Below are 17802 nucleotides of genomic sequence, written 5' to 3'. Positions count from 1 at the left end.
AGATGATTTTATGCAGCTGATGGAGAAAACGAAGGAATCTAGAGGAATAAGCATTCATACCATTAAAACCGATCGTTATAAAACGAATACATTAATGTTAATGATAAAAGCTCCATTAGATAGAGAAACCGTAGCCATGCGTGCACTATTGCCTCATGTCCTGCAAAATGGGACCGCTCAATCTCCTTCTAGAAAAGAGGTTCGCGGCCGCCTTGATGAACTTTACGGAGCGATGCTTGCATCTGATGTTCAAAAAAAGGGCGAGCAGCATGTCATAACAATCCGATTAGATGTAGCCAATGAAACCTTTTTAACTGATCAAACGCCTCTTTTTGAAGAAGGGATTAAATTAATCTCTGAGGTCTTGCTTGATCCGCTAGTGGAGGAGAATGCGTTTAATGCCTCTATTGTAGCAAATGAAAAGCGTTCGCTAGTGCAGCGTATTCAATCTGTATATGATGATAAAATGCGCTATGCAAATGTTCGTATTACTGAAGAAATGTGTAAAAATGAGCCGTTTGGACTTACTTCATATGGAACGGTGGAAGAAGTGGAAGCGATTACAGCTGAGGGGCTGTATGAATATTATCAACAGCTTCTAAAAAAAGACCGCATAGACCTTTACGTGGTAGGAGCAATGGAAGCAGATGAAGCCATTGCTAAAGTGGAAACCTATTTCAATATCAATGGACGCGAGCCAATTGATCAAACGCCGCCTAGTTCTGAGAGCCCAAAAGTAGAAAAAGAAAATGTCGTGATAGAAGAACAAGATGTTAAGCAAGGAAAGCTGCATATGGGGTATCGTACATATACAACCTATAAAGATGATGATTATGTAGCGATGCAAGTATGCAACGGGCTATTTGGAGGTTTCTCTCACTCGAAATTGTTTATCAATGTTCGTGAGAAAGAGAGCCTTGCCTACTATGCCGCTTCAAGATATGAAAGTCACAAAGGTGTCATGATGGTCATGAGCGGAATTGAATTTGCGAAGTATGACCGTGCAGTTACGATTATCAAAGAGCAGCTTGAAGCAATGTGTTCAGGTGATTTTACGAAGGCTGAATTAGATCAAACGAAAGCAATGCTGAAAAATCAGCTGCTAGAAACGTCTGATGTTGCTCGTGGATATGTGGAACTAAGTTATCACCAAATTGTAAGCGGACATAACCGTACTCTTGAAGATCTGCTTAAAGAAATAGATCAAGTCACAAAAGAAGATGTAATGCATGCCGCTCAAAAAATAGAGTTAGATACCATTTATTTCTTAAAAGGCGGTGAAGCTTCATAATGAAACAACTTACTTTTGAACAGCTTAAAGAAACGCTTTACCATGAGAAGTTAGAAAATGGTTTAGATGTGTATATTCTTCCGAAAGAAGGATTTAATAAAACATTTGCAACCTTCACTACAAAATATGGGTCGATTGATAATAAATTTACCCCTCTTGGTGGTAATGATACGATTCATGTACCCGATGGAATTGCGCACTTTCTAGAGCATAAAATGTTTGAGGATGAAAATGGCGATGTGTTTCAGGACTTTAGTAAACAAGGTGCATCTGCCAATGCCTTTACAAGCTTCACAAGAACGGCGTATTTATTCTCAAGTACAACAAATGTTGAAAAGAATTTAGAAACCTTATTGGACTTTGTTCAGCATCCTTATTTTACCGAAGAAAGTGTGGAAAAAGAAAAAGGGATTATCGGTCAAGAGATTACGATGTACGATGATAACCCTGATTGGCGTGCCTACTTCGGTGTGATTGAGAATATGTTTGTGAATCACCCAGTAAAGTTAGATATTGCCGGAACGATTGAATCCATTTCCAACATTACGAAAGATCTTTTATATACTTGCTATGAAACATTTTACCATCCAAATAATATGTTATTATTTATCATCGGTCCAGTTGACCCACAAGCCATCATGAAGCAAGTAAAAGAGAATCAAGGGAATAAGTCTTTTGCTGCACCAGAGACGATCAACCGAGTCTTTGATGATGAGCCTAATGAAGTTGCAACTGAGAAAAATGTCATTCATATGCCGGTTCAGACTCCGAAGTGCTTAGTTGGATTTAAAGAAGCGAATCCATCTAGACAAGGGGAAGATTTATTAAAGCATGAGCTTTCTATTAACATTTTACTTGATTTAATGTTTGGTCAAAGTTCAGCTAATTACCAAAAACTGTATGAGAAAGGGTTAATTGATGACTCGTTTTCTTTCGATTATTCGGCCGAAGAAGGGTTTGGCTTTACCATTCTTGGTGGAGATACGAAGAAGCCGGATGAATTAGCTGAAGCGATCAAAGAAATGATTACAACATTTAAACAAGAAGCACTTGATGAGTCTGTTGTAAATCGTGCGATTAAGAAAAAGATAGGATCTTTTCTTCGTTCGCTTAATTCTCCGGAATATATTGCTAATCAATTTACGCGTTATCAATTCAATGACATGACTCTATTTGATGTAGTCCCAGTACTTGAAGGAATTACTAAAGAGCACCTAAGTGAAGTGCTAGAAGAACATTTTGACTTCAAGCGCTTCACAGTATGCCAAGTAAGAGCGGAAAAGTAAGAGCGGAGGGTATAAATCTAAAGATGAAATCAATTTTAATTACGGGAGCGTCGCGCGGGATAGGAGCAGCAATTGCAAAAGAGCTGGCTGCACCTGAGTGCGCTCTCTTTTTACATTATTATCAAAACAAGAAGTTGATCGAAGAGGTTGCGCATACTTGCAGGGAAAAAGGTGCTCAGGTATGGATTGTGAAAGCGGATTTGAGTCATATTAATGGTGCAGATGAGCTCTTAGGACAACTACACATACCTATTCATACTATAATTCATAACGGTGGACTAAGCTCAACTGAACTATTTACAGACCTTACGGATGAACGACTTAATCAGATCATGAATATCCATTTACTTAACCCAATAAAGATAACGCGAACACTTATGCGATCCATGATTCAACAAAAAGAAGGAAAAGTGATTGCTGTCTCATCCATCTGGGGGATAACAGGTGCGGCATGTGAGGTGGCATATTCTAGTGCAAAAGGGGGCTTGAATAGTTTTGTAAAAAGCCTTGCTAAAGAGGTTGCCTTAAGTAATATTCAAGTTAATGGAGTAGCTCCTGGTGCGATTGATACGGACATGATGAATGAATACACAAAAGAAGATATTGAAGCCCTCACTTCAGATATACCTGCTGGTGCAATTGGGTCGGTAGAAGATGTTGCTCATGCAGTTGCTTTTTTATGTTCTAATAAATCGAATTACATAAACGGACAAATTTTATCTGTAAATGGAGCATGGTATTGTTAAAAGTCATGCATAAAAAAAGCCCTCTCTTGAGAAAATAAGCTTGTAATACATTTCTACTCAAGGAGGGGCTATTATGTCTGTACTCGATAATTGGGATCAGTGGAAAGACTTTTTAGGTGATCGTCTTAATCAAGCTCAACACGAGGGCATGAATGAAAATGTGGTATCAGATGTTGCTTATCAAGTTGGTGAATATCTTGCACAGCAAGTCGAGCCTAAAAATGAACAAGAGCGTATTTTAGCTGAGCTATGGAAAGTGGCAGATGAAGGCGAGCAGCACGCCATTGCAAACATGATGGTAAAGCTTGTTCGTAACGAAGGGTAGTATAGGAAAACGCCGCAGTAGCTGCGGCGTTTTTTCTATGATTAAACACGGTCTTATACAAAAAATGTTTTAGATTGCAAATAAAAGTGTATGAAGTAAAGATAGATTATAGTAAAATATGAATTCGTAATCCTTTTTATTCATTTAGCGATTAAAGTGACAAAGCACTTTCAATTACAACTAAAATCCATTATCATTAAAAGGAAGTAAAAAATTGAAATCATGTTTGTCAAATGTGTTACCTAAATACGGCTTTATTCTATAACGAAAGGTGACGTTAATAGATGAAAGAATGGTACTTAGAATATCAAATTCATAATAACAGGCCAGGGTTGTTAGGAGATATATCTTCATTACTTGGGATGCTGAAAATTAATATCGTGACAATAAACGGTGTAGACGATATGCGCCGCGGTATGCTTATCAGAAGTAAAAGTGATGATCAAGTTGCTAGGTTTCACGCTATTTTACATACAATTGACAGCATTACTGTAAGGAAGTTTCGTGAACCTCATCTTCGTGACAGGCTGGCTATTCGTCATGGGCGTTATATTGAGCGTGACGCTGATGATCGGAAGACCTTCCGTTTTATTCGTACAGAACTTGGACTGTTGGTTGATTTTATGGCTGAGTTGTATAAGCGAGACGGCCACTACTTGGTTGGGATTCGAGGAATGCCTCGAGTAGGAAAGACAGAATCAATTGTAGCAGCAAGTGTGTGTGCTAATAAGCGCTGGTCGTTTATATCCTCTACGCTTTTGCGGCAAACGGTCCGTAATCAATTAGCGGATGATGAATTAAGCGAAGACCATATCTTTATTATTGACGGAATTGTCTCGACAATGCGCTCTACTGAAAGACATCGTACATTAGTCAGGGATATTATGCGTCTTCCGGCAGTTAAAGTGGTTGAGCATCCTGATATTTTTGTCCGTGAAACGGAATACGAACTAGAAGATTTTGATTGTATTATTGAACTTAGAAATAATGAAAAGGAGACGATTTCTTACGAAGTAATGGAATCTGGCTTTTCATCATTTGATATTAGTTAAAGTTGTAGGTAGGTGTTTGAAATGTCAGAATTAGGACAACATTTAAGAGAGGCTCGTGAGGAAAAGGGGTTATCGCTTGAGGACCTTCAGCGCAGTACGAAGATTCAAAAGCGATATCTGCTTGCTATAGAAGAGGGGCGTTTTGATACGCTGCCCGGACTCTTTTATGCCCGTGCGTTTGTGAAAACATACGCAGAAGCAGTTGGGTTAGATCCTGAACCATTGTTTGATCAGTACAGAAATGAACTCCCAAACCCCCAAAAAGAATCAATTGATTTGCCATCAAGGTCTGAGCGGTCTAAATCGCCCGTACGTCAGCCAAAGAAATCATCTAAAGCGCCTGCATTCTTACCGGCTGTCATTGCGCTTGCCTTTTTGGTCGTCATTGCTCTTGGTATTTGGCTTGTAACTCAAAGTATCGGCGGTGAGAGGGATGCTGCGATTGCCCCTGATCCAGAAGAAAATGTCGATGCTGATTTCTCTGAAGGAGCAACGGAGCCTGAAGCTGATGAAGAGGCAGAAGGAGATCAAGAAGCGGCTAATGAAGATGCAGTTGAAGAAGAGCCTGCTGTAGAGGAAGAGGAAGAAGAAGAGGAAACTTCGTCAGAAACCTCAACATTAAACCTTTTAAACAGCAGTGGTAATACTTCTTATTTTGAACTGGAAGCTGATCGTTTCGATGTAGTGATTCAATTTAGCGACAGCTCATATGTGGATGTGAAAAACGGTTTAGGTAATATGTTCTTCTCGGGTCAGCCAGCAAGTGGAGAAGAATTAGAGTATGACTTCAAAGGAGAAGAAGAAGTTGAATTTAACTTTGGCGCCTCACAAAATGTAACGTTGATCGTTAACGATGAAGAGGTTGACTTCCCATTAGAGATCATCCATCAAAAAATTAATATTACAAGCAGCGTGAATGACTAAAAGAAATGGCAAGCAGCCATTTCTTTTTTTGATAGCTGTCAGCCTTAGAGTGCATAAAACACAAGGCAGAAGAACTTCAGAATCAGATAATTCTAAGAAAGATTAACTTCATTAGAGAAGTCCGACTTGTTTCTCAACTTAGTCCATAATATGGTACAATATGAGGTAGACTTTAGAAAAGAGATAGAGAGAATGGAGTGAAACAAATGGCAAAAGAACATTCATTTGATATTGTTTCAGATATTGATGGTCAAGAGGTAGACAATGCCATTGTCCAAGCAATGAAAGAGATTAAAAACCGCTATGATTTTAAAGGGTCTAAAAGTTCAATTGAACGAACAGATGATGATCATATTACGATTATTTCTGATGATGAATACAAACTAGAAAGTGTTATTGATATTTTGCAATCAAAATTTATAAAACGTGGCCTTTCACAAAAAGCAATGGATTTTGGGAAAATTGAACGTGCACATGGCGGTACAGTACGTCAAGTCATCACCTTAGTTAAAGGGTTGAGTGCAGACCGTGCCAAAAAAATCACTAAACTTATACGGGATGAAAAGCTTAAAGTAAAAGCACAAATTCAAAACGAACAAGTTAGGGTAACAGGGAAAAGCATCGATGACTTACAACATGTAATCCAAGTTATGAAGCAGCAGGATTTCGACTTCCCTGTTCAATTTGTCAACATGAGATAATGTACATAGGAAACTGACGAAAGAAGGGACGTTTGGTGAATTTACCTAATAAAATTACGATTTCAAGAATTTGTTTAATACCGATTTTTATGGTGTTTCTGCTTGCACCGCTTCCGATGGGACAGTGGGAATGGTTAGGCGTTGAGATACCTGTGGCTCATTTTATTGCAGCATTGCTTTTTATATTTGCTGCGGCAACAGATTGGTTAGACGGGTATTATGCTAGAAAGTTAAACCTTGTAACCAATTTTGGCAAGTTTCTAGACCCGCTAGCAGATAAATTATTAATTACTGCTGCTCTAATAGGCCTGGTAGAACTTGGTGCTCTTCCTGCTTGGATGGCTATTGTTATTATCAGCCGTGAGTTTGCAGTGACAGGTATCAGGCTTGTCGCTGCTGCAGATGGTCAAGTAATTGCAGCCAGCAATTTAGGTAAATGGAAAACAGTGTGGCAGATTATCGGTATCTCCGCTCTTATGCTGTATAATCTGCCGTTTGAAGCATTATCTATCCCTTTTGCAATGATTTCAATTTGGATTGCTACGATCTTAACGCTGCTTTCTGGAATTGATTATTTCATGAAGAATCGTCATGTTATTTTAAAATCTAAGTAAAAGGGGGGGAGAGTATGAAAGCGGAAATTATTGCCGTTGGTTCCGAATTATTACTTGGCCAGATCGTGAACTCAAATGCTGCTTTCTTATCCGTGGAACTAGCTCAGCATGGAATTGATGTATTTTATCATGTCGTGGTTGGTGATAACGAAGAACGGTTGACTGACGTTCTCAACCAAGCTTCTAAGAGATCTGATTTAGTTATATTAACTGGCGGGCTAGGTCCCACTAAAGATGATTTAACGAAAGAAACCGTTGCCGAGATTTGCGGGAAAGATCTTGTGTATCACCAACAATCGTTAGATGCTATTACTTCTTTTTTTGAAAAAAGAGGGCAGGTCATGACAGAAAATAACAAAAAACAGGCGCTTGTCATTGAAGACAGTCATGTATTGGTTAATCATAATGGAATGGCTCCTGGAATGGTTTTGGAGACCGATCAATGTAAGTTTGTGTTGCTGCCCGGCCCTCCAAAAGAAATGCAGCCAATGGTGGTGTCTGAATTAAGACCGCTGCTTGAGAAAGACAATGTGACACAGGAGAAAATTACATCCCGAGTCCTCAGGTTTTTTGGGATAGGCGAATCCAAATTAGCAGCAATGATTGACGATTTGCTTGTCAACCAAACCAACCCTACGATTGCACCGCTTGCTAGCGAGGGTGAGGTTACTTTGCGGCTGACAGTCAAACATTATGACCCAAACATAAGTATCCAGCTCCTTGATCAAGTAGAAAAAGACATCCTTTCTCGTGTCGGAGAATATTTTTATGGGTACGGTGAGACAACGTTAATGGAAGTCTTATCTAAGCAGCTTAAAAAACATAAATACTATATTGCGGCTGCTGAAAGCTTAACGGGAGGCCTTTTCTCAAGTGCACTCACTTCCATTTCAGGAGCCTCTGAGATTTTTCATGGAAGTATTATTTCTTACGCAACAAAAGTGAAGGAAAATCATTTAGGTGTACCGAATAAAATTATTGCTGAAAACGGAGTGGTAAGTGCAGAATGTGCCTTGGAAATGGCTAAAGCTGTTAAACGGAAGCTTCAATCAGATATTGGGATCAGTTTCACAGGCGTTGCTGGACCTGGTACACAAGATGGTAAAAAGCCTGGAGAAGTTTATGTCGGAATATGCGGCCCGAACGATGAAGCGGCCGTACATAAGTTAAAACTAAGCGGCAACAGAGAAGCCATTCGTCAGAGGACGATAAACTATGGTTGTTTTTATTTGTTGAACGAACTGAAAAGGTGGAATATAGAATAATGACATATTTTAGTGATTTTCAGATTTCAGAACCAATTAAACGCGCTATTAAGGACATGGGTTTTGAAGAACCATCTCCTATTCAAGAAAAAGCTATTCCAGTTATTCTTGAAGGAGGAGATGTTATCGGACAAGCACAGACAGGGACGGGAAAAACAGCCGCATTTGGTATTCCTGTTATTGATAAAGTGACCGAAGAGCGCTATGTTCAAGCATTGATTCTAACTCCAACAAGAGAGCTTGCCATTCAAGTATCAGGGGAATTGCAAAAACTATCTGCACATAAACGAATTCGAACAATGCCTATCTATGGCGGACAATCGATCGGCCATCAGATTAAAGCATTAAAACAAGGCGTGCAAGTTGTGATCGGAACACCAGGAAGAATTCTTGATCATATCCGCCGGAAAACGTTGCAATTAAATAAAGTTCACACGATTGTGTTAGATGAAGCGGATGAAATGCTTGATATGGGATTTGTTGATGATATTGAGTCGATTTTGCGAGAAGTAAAAGGAGCAAGACAGACGCTTTTATTCTCAGCAACTATGCCTCCTGCCATCAAAAAGCTTTCTCGCCGCTATATGACGACTCCAAAAACTGTGACTATTAATAAAGGGGAAGTTACGGCCCCTTCTATCGATCAGCTTTACTATAAAGTGCTTGAACGTAATAAGATTGATTCCCTTTGTCGTATTATTGATAGTGAAGAAGTGGATCTTGGTATTTTATTTTGCCGTACCAAAAAGGGTGTTGCTGAATTAACAGAAGCCCTTCAAGCAAGAGGATACTTAGCAGATGGGCTTCATGGTGACCTAACACAGTCGCAGCGCGATGCGGTGATGAAGAAGTTTAGGGATTCATCGATAGAATTTCTAATTGCAACGGATGTAGCTGCTCGTGGTATTGATGTGGATAATGTAACTCATGTAATTAACTATGATATCCCGCAAGACCCGGAAAGTTATGTTCATCGAATTGGCCGTACCGGGCGAGCTGGACGTAAGGGGCTGGCTCTTACACTTGTTACTCCGCGTGAAATGAAGCATCTTCGCTCAATTGAACAGGAAATAAAAATGGCCATTCCTTCACAAGATGTGCCGACAATTGAAGATGTAGTAGAAAAGCAGCAAAGTTCATGGAAGAAGCTTGTTCATGATACAATTGATACAGGTGGAAAGGAATTTGAATTATTTAAACCGCTCGTACAAGAAGTGTTAGCTGACCACAGTCCTGAGGATGTAGTGGCTGCCCTGTTAAAAATGAATTTCTCAAATGATTCTGCAGCTGAGGAAGCAGGATACAATTTTGGCGAGACTGGCGGAGCTAAGGGAATGGTGCGTTTCTTTATTAATGTCGGCCGTAATGTGAATATGAGTCCTAAAATTTTAATTGAAGAAATATCTGAACTCGTTGGTATTCCTGGAAAAGCCATAGGCCGTATTGATATTTTCGAGAACTTTACTTTTGTTGAAGTGCCTGAAGATGTAGCGCCATTTGTTTATGAAGCCCTGCGTTATTCAAGAATTAATGGGGCTCGTGTAAACCTTGAACCAGCTAAACCGCGTCCAAAACGTGACAATCGTACACCACGCCCTACAAAAGCTCGTTCTTCTTAACGTTTGATGCTAGACCTCTCTTACCTGAAAGTTTGGTCTAGCATTTCTCTTCTTCTCTACCTTTGAATTTCCCTTCGTTATAAGCTTCAAACCTTACTCTCATAAAAAAACCGAATAAATGTTCGTAAAAACTATTGGCAAATGACTTAAAAGAGGGTATGATGAACAAGTAAGATTCTTTCATTCAACAATATGATTAATAGATTAGTTTATATATAGAGGAGAGATGTTCAATGGGTGATCGTAAAGCAGCTCTTGATATGGCGCTTCGCCAAATCGAAAAGCAATTTGGTAAAGGTTCAATTATGAAATTAGGAGAGCAAGTCGATCAACGTGTATCAACGGTATCCAGTGGTGCGCTGGCACTTGATATTGCACTGGGAGTAGGCGGGTATCCTCGCGGCCGGATTATTGAAGTGTACGGACCGGAATCATCTGGTAAAACGACGGTTGCTTTGCATGCAATTGCTGAAATTCAGCGTAACGGCGGCCAAGCGGCATTTATTGATGCAGAGCATGCGCTTGATCCGGTTTATGCTCAGAAACTTGGTGTGAATATTGATGAATTGCTATTATCACAGCCGGACACAGGTGAGCAAGCTCTTGAAATTGCAGAAGCATTAGTGCGCAGCGGAGCGGTTGATATGATCGTCATAGATAGTGTGGCGGCTCTTGTACCAAAAGCAGAAATCGAAGGGGATATGGGAGACAGCCACGTTGGTCTGCAGGCTAGACTTATGTCTCAAGCTCTTCGTAAATTATCAGGGGCAATTAATAAGTCGAAGACGATTGCTGTATTCATTAACCAGATCCGTGAAAAAGTAGGGGTTATGTTTGGGAACCCAGAAACAACACCAGGAGGCCGTGCACTGAAGTTCTATTCTTCTGTCCGCCTTGAGGTCCGCCGTGCAGAAACGTTGAAGCAGGGTAACGATATGGTCGGTAATAAAACGAAGATTAAAGTAGTTAAAAATAAAGTAGCGCCACCATTTAGACAAGCCGAAGTAGATATTATGTACGGAGAAGGGATCTCACGCGAAGGTTCTATCTTAGACATTGCTGCAGATCTTGATATTGTTCTAAAAAGCGGAGCATGGTACTCTTTTAAAGAGGAGCGTCTTGGTCAAGGCCGAGAAAATTCTAAGCAATATTTAAAAGAAAACCCTGATGTTGCTTCTGAAATTGAAACGCTTATTCGTGATCATCACGGGTTAAACGGAGAAATAAAAGTAGACCCAGCTACTGATGAAGAATTTGAAGATGTACCATTAGACTTAAAATAATCAGATTGAAATAGAGCTTGTGATCATTTAATCTATACTTTGACACGGTCGATGAAATAAGCTCTAGCGAAAATTATATTGAAATAAAGAATAAGCACCTAGTTTAGGTGCTTATTCTTTTAACATTCGAGGTGTGCGATGAAATTTTTGTATATAACGGATACCCATATTAGAGGGACGACTCCTAAAAATAGAAAAGATTCATTTGTAGAAACGATGACCGCTAAAATTAAAGAAGTGATAACGATTGCTAACCGAGAGAAGGTAGATGTCCTCCTGCATGGAGGAGATGTATTTGACCGTCCGGACCTTTCTCCAAATGTTGTTGGTCAGTTTGCTCGTCTATTTAAAGAAGCCGAAATGCCTATCTATGCAATTGCAGGGAATCATGATACATATGGACATAACCCAGAAACAATCTCACGAACAATGCTCGGGCTCTTAGATTCCTTTGGATTAATGACGGTCATCCAGCCTGATGCGCCTGTATTAATAGAAAAGAACGGTGTGAGAGTGCAAATCTCCGGTCAACCATATCATTATGATCTTGACCAACGTGACCCTAAGCTTGATTATTATCCTAATAATGAGCACGAGGCAGACGTCATGATTCATTTAGTACACAGTATGTTAGTAGAAAAAGCATTGCCAGATGGAATTCCCCACACATTAATTGATCATATATGGGGAACGAGTGCTGATATCGTATTAACAGGCCATTTTCATGGAGGCTTTGGGCTTAAAGAACGTGATGGTAAATATATATGTAACCCTGGTGCGATGGCAAGGGTAAATAACCACTGGACCGAGATTAGCAGAATCCCCCAGTATGTTCTAGGTACGATTGATTCAACTGGCGCAATCAATCTTACGCTTCACCCATTACAAACGGCTGAAAAAGGGGACGACGTCCTTGATCGTACGTACTTAGAAAAAGCTGTGCACCAAGAAGAAAAATTACATGAGTTTGTACAGCAAGTAAAAGAACAATCAGAGTTTAAGTCGCTAAAAATGGGAGATATTATAGCTGAAATTGCTGCTTTATCAAATGTTGAAGAAAAAGTTCGTCAAGAAGCTTTACGAAGGATTACGATCATAGAGGAGACCTGGAAGGGGGGAGACGATGAATAATATCGCTTCGCTTCGATTAGAAAACTTTCAATCTCATTTAGATACAACCATTGAATTTTCTGCGGGATTAAATGTATTAGTTGGACAGTCTGATAGTGGGAAAACGGCTATAATACGAGGGGTAAGGTGGGTATTGTTTAATCAGCCAAGAGGAACGGACTTTATGAGAGTTGGGGCTGATTTTGCAAGGGTGACGCTTACCTTTACTCATGGGGTAACGATTGTGAGAGAGAGGACAAGCTCAAAAAATCGATACATAATTAAAGAACCAAATAAAGAAGATCTTGTACTAGAGGGCTTTGGCATACATGTTCCACAAGAGGTGCTTGACGCACATGGCATGGAGCCGCTAAGAGTAGATAGAGATCATGATTTAATCATCCACCTTTCTCAACAATTAGATGGTCCTTTTTTATTAGAGCAGACATCTTCTCTGCGTGCAAAAACAATTGGAAGAATTAGCGGGGCGCATTTTCTTGATATGGCTATCAGAGATACGTCAAAAGATCTTTCGGGCCTTAATCAGCGAGTGAAAATGGAAGAAACAGAACTAGAGCACCTTACAGGAGAACTAGAGCCATATCAAACTCTTGATAAACAGCGGACAAAGCTTGATCAAGCAGGAGAAAAGTTAGATAAGCTGAAACAAGCCGAACGAAAGCTTGATAACCTCTATGAACTTAAGTCTGCTCTTCAAAAGCTTTCAAAAGAAAAGGAGGAGACTGTTACACAGTTTCAATTAGTAGAACAGGTTCACTTATGGGAGGAAGCCTGGAATCATATAAAACAAACACATGCCTACGCCAAGTCACTCGATCATAAACGTGCTGAGATTGAACTGGTAGGGCAGTCGATTAATAAGTGCAGAGAATGGATTGATAAAACGAAGCATATTTCGGATGCTCAAGGAGCTTGGGAGCTTATACAAGATAAGGTAAGCCAAAAGCAAGAGCTAATAAAACTAAAGCAACGTTACAGTCAAATGATTGAACAAAAAAATCAGATTAACCGCCAGTTGGCGCAAACTGATTTTATCCAGGAAAAAGATTGGTCAATCCTTGCTGTCATTGAAAAGAAAAGAGCTAAAGTTGAGCAATTAAGACAACTTCATGTACTGTATAAACAAGTGGAGAAAGCAGTAGAAACAACGAACGATATGTATAAAAAAGTCCAGCATACGAAGGAAGCAGAGAGCCATAGAGAAAAATTAGAGCATAAGCTGATGAATTATCAAAGGCTTAAGCAATTAAAGGAACTGATGCATGAGGTGAATACTAGAATCATTGAAGGAAATCGTTTTATGAATCAAAAAACAGAAGAAATGCAAAGGTTAGAACGAGAATTTGAGGAACAATTAATGCATATTGGAACATGCCCGACTTGCGGGAGCAGTTTAGAGCAAGGGCTCAAAAATCAATAATCAGGAGGGCTATTATGAAACATGTTGAACAAGATTTAACTACGATGAGAAAAGCGATTGATAAAGCAAGGGATATGAGATACAGAGCGGAAGCTAAATTAGAGGAGCTAGAAAATCAACGAACTCGTCTCTTAAATGAATTAGAAGACTTAGGTGTCTCCCCGGACTCATTAGATGACGAAATTAATCGATTGGAACGTGAGATTGAACAATCGTTAAATGACACATGGGCACTTATTCCTCGGGAGCTAATTAATAATGAATAATCAAGGAGACCTTAGGAAGGAGAGAATGAACCAAATAGAGCTCTCACTGAAAAAGGCCCATGATGAATGGACACGTCAAGATGCAAAGAGGCGTTTACTTATAGAGCAGATGAAGAAGAAAGAACAGTCTGTCTTAGAGTATAAAGAAACAATTGAAACGTATGAGAAAGCTAGACTTTTACTTCAGCAATCTGCGGAGTATGCTAGAGAACAAGCCAAACAGCAAATGGAGACGTTAGTGACAAATGCTCTTCAGTATGTATTCGGACCTCTATTTTCTTTTCAAATAGAAATAGAAGAGCAAGGTAATAAAGCAGTAGCTGAATTTTATGTTGTTTCAGACTATGAAGGGATTAAGGTAAAAACAAAACCTCAAGATGCACGGGGAGGCGGGGTTGTTGATATTGTTACGTTAGCTTTACGCGTAGCACTCATGGAAACGATTCAGCCCAAAGTTGAAGGACCGCTGCTTTTAGATGAGCCAGGGAAACATGTGTCGGGGGAATATGTATATTATTTATATGAATTTTTAAAATCTTTGAGTACGATGTTTGGCAGACAAATCATTATGATCACCCATAATCAGCATTTAGCAGAGTCTGGGGACTTGGCTTATCAAGTATCAATACAGGATGGAATCAGTGAAGTCATCAGGATTGACAACACTTGACATCACAAGTATCGAGGCTTACAATTAGGGAGAATGCGGTGTATTTTTTTTGTCATATTATTTATTCCGCAACCACTGTATACTATCGTATGCATCTTTAAATTAATGAAAGTATGACACAATTGGAACCAACAATTAGATAGCAAGGGGAGGTGAAAGAATATGGAAAGTATGGTTATGTTCATCTCCATTTTGCTTGTTGTCTCTGCAGTAAGTGCAGTTGTTGGATATCTTGTTAGACGATCCATTGCAGAAGCGAAAATTTCCAGCGCGGAACATGCAGCAAAACAAATTGTTGAAGATGCTAGACGTGAAGCTGAAGCGAGTAAGAAAGAGGCCATTCTGGAAGTGAAGGATGAGGCTCACAAAATTCGCATAGAAGCTGAACAGGACATTCGTGAACGGAGAAATGAGATTCAAAAACAAGAGAATCGTTTGGTTCAAAAAGAAGAGATTCTTGACCGTAAAAGTGAAACCTTAGATAAGAAAGAGGAGTCTTTGGACAAGAGGGAGGAGTCTCTCACCAAAAAACAACGACAAGTTGAAGAGATGGATAGCAAAGTGGAGGAAGTCTTGAACAAGCATCAAGCAGAGCTTGAGCGCATCTCTGGATTTTCTCGGGAAGAAGCTCGTGAGGCAATTCGTACCGAAGTTGAGCAAGAGATTGCTCATGAAACGGCACTTATTATCAAGGAGCGAATGGCACAAGCAAAAGAAGAAGCAGATAAGAAAGCAAGAGAAGTATTATCACTTGCAATCCAGCGTTGTTCTGCTGACCATGTTGCAGAAACAACTGTATCAGTTGTCAACTTACCGAACGATGAAATGAAAGGTCGTATTATTGGTCGTGAAGGACGTAATATCCGTGCATTAGAAACATTAACTGGGATAGACCTTATTATTGATGATACTCCTGAGGCAGTTATTTTATCAGGATTTGATCCTATTCGTCGTGAGATTGCTCGTACAGCGCTTGAGAAACTTGTACAAGATGGAAGAATTCATCCTGCTAGAATTGAAGAGATGGTTGATAAATCAAGACGTGAAGTTGATGAAGCAATTCGTGAATATGGAGAGCAGACAACCTTTGAAATGGGTATTCATGGCTTGCATCCAGATCTCATTAAGATCTTAGGTAGATTAAAATTCAGAACTAGTTACGGACAAAATGTGCTTAAGCACTCTATGGAGGTTGCACATTTAACAGGTCTGATGGCTGCTGAATTAGGTGAAGATGTGAAATTAGCTAAGCGTGCCGGCTTACTTCATGATATCGGTAAAGCAATTGACCATGAAGTAGAAGGAAGCCATGTTGAAATTGGTGTGGAGCTGGCTACGAAATACAAAGAACACCCGGTTGTCATTAATTCCATTGCTTCCCATCACGGTGATACTGAAGCAACTTCTATCATAGCGACACTTGTAGCAGCGGCAGATGCCCTATCTGCAGCAAGACCAGGTGCACGTCGTGAAACACTTGAGACGTACATTCGTCGTTTAGAGAAACTAGAAGAAATTTCAGAGTCATTTGAAGGGGTAGAAAAGACGTATGCGATCCAAGCTGGTCGTGAAGTGCGTATTATGGTAAGACCGGATGTGGTTGATGATACGAGAGCTCATAAACTCGCTCGAGATATCACTAAGAAAATTGAAGATGAACTTGACTATCCAGGACATATTCGCGTTACCGTTATACGTGAGACCAGGGCAGTTGAGTATGCTAAATAAAGTGGCATTTTGCCACTTTATTTCTTTTTGTCTGAAGATGCAACGACTTTGAAAGCATGCTATGATTTACATACAATGATTTGAATTTAATGATTGATTACAATGATTAAGCATAATGAAGATGCATAAAGGGGTTATTATGAGAATTTTATTTATAGGTGATGTATACGGTGCACCAGGCCGTAAAATGATTGATGAATATGTACCGAAATTAAAACAGCATTACAAGCCGGCTGTTACAATTATTAACGGGGAAAATGCGGCATCCGGTCGAGGAATTACAGAAAAGATTTACAAAGGATTTCTATCAGCAGGTGCCCAAGCCGTTACACTCGGTAATCATGCTTGGGATAATAAAGGAATTTTTGAATTTATCGATCATGCGAAAACACTTGTACGACCTGCGAATTTTCCGGCAGGCACACCTGGTGCAGGTTATACGTTGGTTAAGATTAATCAATTAGAAGTCGCAGTAGTAAATCTTATGGGCAGAACATTTATGCAGCCAACGGATTGTCCGTTTAAAAAAGCTGATGAAATCATTGAAGAAGTGTCCAAACGAACGCCATTCATTTTTGTGGATTTTCATGCAGAAGCAACGAGTGAAAAGCAGGCAATGGGCTGGTATTTAGATGGTAGAGTAACTGCTGTTGTAGGAACTCATACACATGTCCAAACTGCAGATAATCGAGTGCTGCCAAAAGGAACGGCCTTCATGTGTGATGTAGGGATGACAGGGCCTTATGATGGCGTTCTCGGTGTAGATAAGGAAGCTGTTCTTTATAAATTTTTAACGTCTATGCCTGTTAGGTTTGAAGTTGCTGAAGGAAGGGAACAATTAAGTGGAGTGGTGATTGATGCAGATCCTAAAACTGGTCTCGCAACATCTATCGAGCGAATACTCATAAATGAGGATCACCCATTTTATCAATAATAGATGATGGCTCCTTTCTTCGCTTCATTTGTAAAAAAAGACAGGAATAAGTGTAGGGTTGTGGAAATACGTATGAAGTAGAGCATCATCTTGTACAAGGCTAGGTGCTGTGATTTAAGTAACTAACTGTTCATCATCGTCTAAGGCTAGATAACCTAATTGAGACACGTATGAGGAGGTACAAGAAATGGAAGTATTAAAAGTTTCAGCAAAATCTACACCAAATTCTGTAGCTGGCGCTCTAGCCGGTGTTATCCGTGAAAAAGGGTCTGCAGAAATTCAAGCAATTGGAGCAGGAGCTCTCAACCAATCGATTAAAGCTATTGCGATTGCTAGAGGGTTTGTTGCACCAAGCGGTATTGATTTAGTATGCATTCCAGCTTTTACGGATATTCAAATTGATGGAGAAGAACGGACAGCCATTAAGCTTATTATTGAACCAAGATAGTCATTTGTAAATGACTGACAATGATCATTTAAAAAAAGTGCAGGCCGTATAGGCTTGCGCTTTTTTTATTTCTCTCCACCTTTCGACTATAGAAGGAAC

The 17802-nt window shown here is 39.7% G+C and carries 18 protein-coding genes; all 18 read left to right on the top strand.

Features of this window, described 5'->3' with window-relative positions:
- Positions 1–10: 10 nt before the first annotated feature.
- A complete protein-coding gene (gene yfmF / locus A33I_RS08935; RefSeq protein WP_022628123.1) occupies positions 11–1291 on the top strand; it encodes an EF-P 5-aminopentanol modification-associated protein YfmF in 1281 nt (426 codons plus the stop codon).
- Complete coding sequence (yfmH, locus tag A33I_RS08930; protein WP_022628122.1) at positions 1291–2577, top strand: EF-P 5-aminopentanol modification-associated protein YfmH; 1287 nt, start codon at positions 1291–1293, stop codon at positions 2575–2577. The genes yfmF and yfmH overlap by 1 nt, the downstream gene beginning before the upstream one ends.
- Before the next feature lie 23 nt (positions 2578–2600).
- The gene (ymfI, locus tag A33I_RS08925; protein ID WP_022628121.1) at positions 2601–3323 is read left to right on the top strand and encodes an elongation factor P 5-aminopentanone reductase; all 723 of its coding nucleotides are present in this window, start codon (positions 2601–2603) and stop codon (positions 3321–3323) included.
- Between the two features lie 73 nt (positions 3324–3396).
- Positions 3397–3648, top strand: coding sequence for a DUF3243 domain-containing protein (locus A33I_RS08920; RefSeq protein ID WP_022628120.1), 252 nt, complete (start codon positions 3397–3399; stop codon positions 3646–3648).
- Between the two features lie 284 nt (positions 3649–3932).
- Positions 3933–4700 carry a DUF3388 domain-containing protein gene (locus A33I_RS08915; protein ID WP_022628119.1) on the top strand — a complete coding sequence of 256 codons (768 nt, stop codon included), beginning with the start codon at positions 3933–3935 and terminating at the stop codon, positions 4698–4700.
- Positions 4701–4721: 21 nt separating this feature from the next.
- Positions 4722–5624 carry a helix-turn-helix domain-containing protein gene (locus A33I_RS08910; RefSeq protein WP_022628118.1) on the top strand — a complete coding sequence of 301 codons (903 nt, stop codon included), beginning with the start codon at positions 4722–4724 and terminating at the stop codon, positions 5622–5624.
- 206 nt (positions 5625–5830) lie between these two features.
- Positions 5831–6325 carry a YajQ family cyclic di-GMP-binding protein gene (locus tag A33I_RS08905; RefSeq protein ID WP_012959321.1) on the top strand — a complete coding sequence of 165 codons (495 nt, stop codon included), beginning with the start codon at positions 5831–5833 and terminating at the stop codon, positions 6323–6325.
- A 35-nt stretch (positions 6326–6360) separates the two neighbouring features.
- A complete protein-coding gene (gene pgsA, locus A33I_RS08900) occupies positions 6361–6939 on the top strand; it encodes a CDP-diacylglycerol--glycerol-3-phosphate 3-phosphatidyltransferase (RefSeq protein WP_012959320.1) in 579 nt (192 codons plus the stop codon).
- Positions 6940–6953: 14 nt separating this feature from the next.
- Positions 6954–8204, top strand: a complete 1251-nt coding sequence (locus A33I_RS08895; RefSeq protein ID WP_022628117.1) for a competence/damage-inducible protein A — start codon at positions 6954–6956, stop codon at positions 8202–8204.
- Entirely contained in the window at positions 8204–9823 is a 1620-nt protein-coding gene (locus tag A33I_RS08890; RefSeq protein WP_012959318.1) for a DEAD/DEAH box helicase, read from the top strand. The genes A33I_RS08895 and A33I_RS08890 overlap by 1 nt, the downstream gene beginning before the upstream one ends.
- Before the next feature lie 233 nt (positions 9824–10056).
- Complete coding sequence (gene recA, locus A33I_RS08885; RefSeq protein WP_012959317.1) at positions 10057–11106, top strand: recombinase RecA; 1050 nt, start codon at positions 10057–10059, stop codon at positions 11104–11106.
- A 138-nt stretch (positions 11107–11244) separates the two neighbouring features.
- Positions 11245–12237: a metallophosphoesterase family protein gene (locus A33I_RS08880; protein ID WP_022628116.1), complete on the top strand. Its 993-nt coding sequence runs from the start codon at positions 11245–11247 to the stop codon at positions 12235–12237.
- On the top strand, positions 12230–13657 hold the full coding sequence (locus A33I_RS08875; RefSeq protein WP_022628115.1) for an AAA family ATPase: 1428 nt from the start codon (positions 12230–12232) through the stop codon (positions 13655–13657). The genes A33I_RS08880 and A33I_RS08875 overlap by 8 nt, the downstream gene beginning before the upstream one ends.
- Positions 13658–13671: 14 nt before the next feature.
- The gene (locus A33I_RS08870) at positions 13672–13923 is read left to right on the top strand and encodes a hypothetical protein (RefSeq protein ID WP_012959314.1); all 252 of its coding nucleotides are present in this window, start codon (positions 13672–13674) and stop codon (positions 13921–13923) included.
- Positions 13916–14593, top strand: a complete 678-nt coding sequence (locus tag A33I_RS08865; protein WP_012959313.1) for an ATPase — start codon at positions 13916–13918, stop codon at positions 14591–14593. Before A33I_RS08870 ends, A33I_RS08865 begins: the two co-directional genes overlap by 8 nt.
- A gap of 162 nt (positions 14594–14755) precedes the next feature.
- Positions 14756–16321 (top strand): ribonuclease Y, encoded by a 1566-nt coding sequence (gene rny / locus A33I_RS08860; RefSeq protein WP_022628114.1) that lies wholly within the window; start codon positions 14756–14758, stop codon positions 16319–16321.
- A 139-nt stretch (positions 16322–16460) separates the two neighbouring features.
- Positions 16461–17255 carry a TIGR00282 family metallophosphoesterase gene (locus A33I_RS08855; protein WP_022628113.1) on the top strand — a complete coding sequence of 265 codons (795 nt, stop codon included), beginning with the start codon at positions 16461–16463 and terminating at the stop codon, positions 17253–17255.
- A gap of 187 nt (positions 17256–17442) precedes the next feature.
- Entirely contained in the window at positions 17443–17703 is a 261-nt protein-coding gene (locus A33I_RS08850; RefSeq protein ID WP_012959310.1) for a stage V sporulation protein S, read from the top strand.
- Positions 17704–17802 lie beyond the last annotated feature (99 nt).

It is taken from the genome of Alkalihalophilus marmarensis DSM 21297 (assembly GCF_000474275.2).
In the GTDB taxonomy this organism is placed as follows: Bacteria; Bacillota; Bacilli; order Bacillales; family Bacillaceae_D; genus Alkalihalophilus; species Alkalihalophilus marmarensis.
Note: the sequence above shows the minus strand (reverse complement) of the source record. Positions and strands in the feature narration are given on the sequence as shown.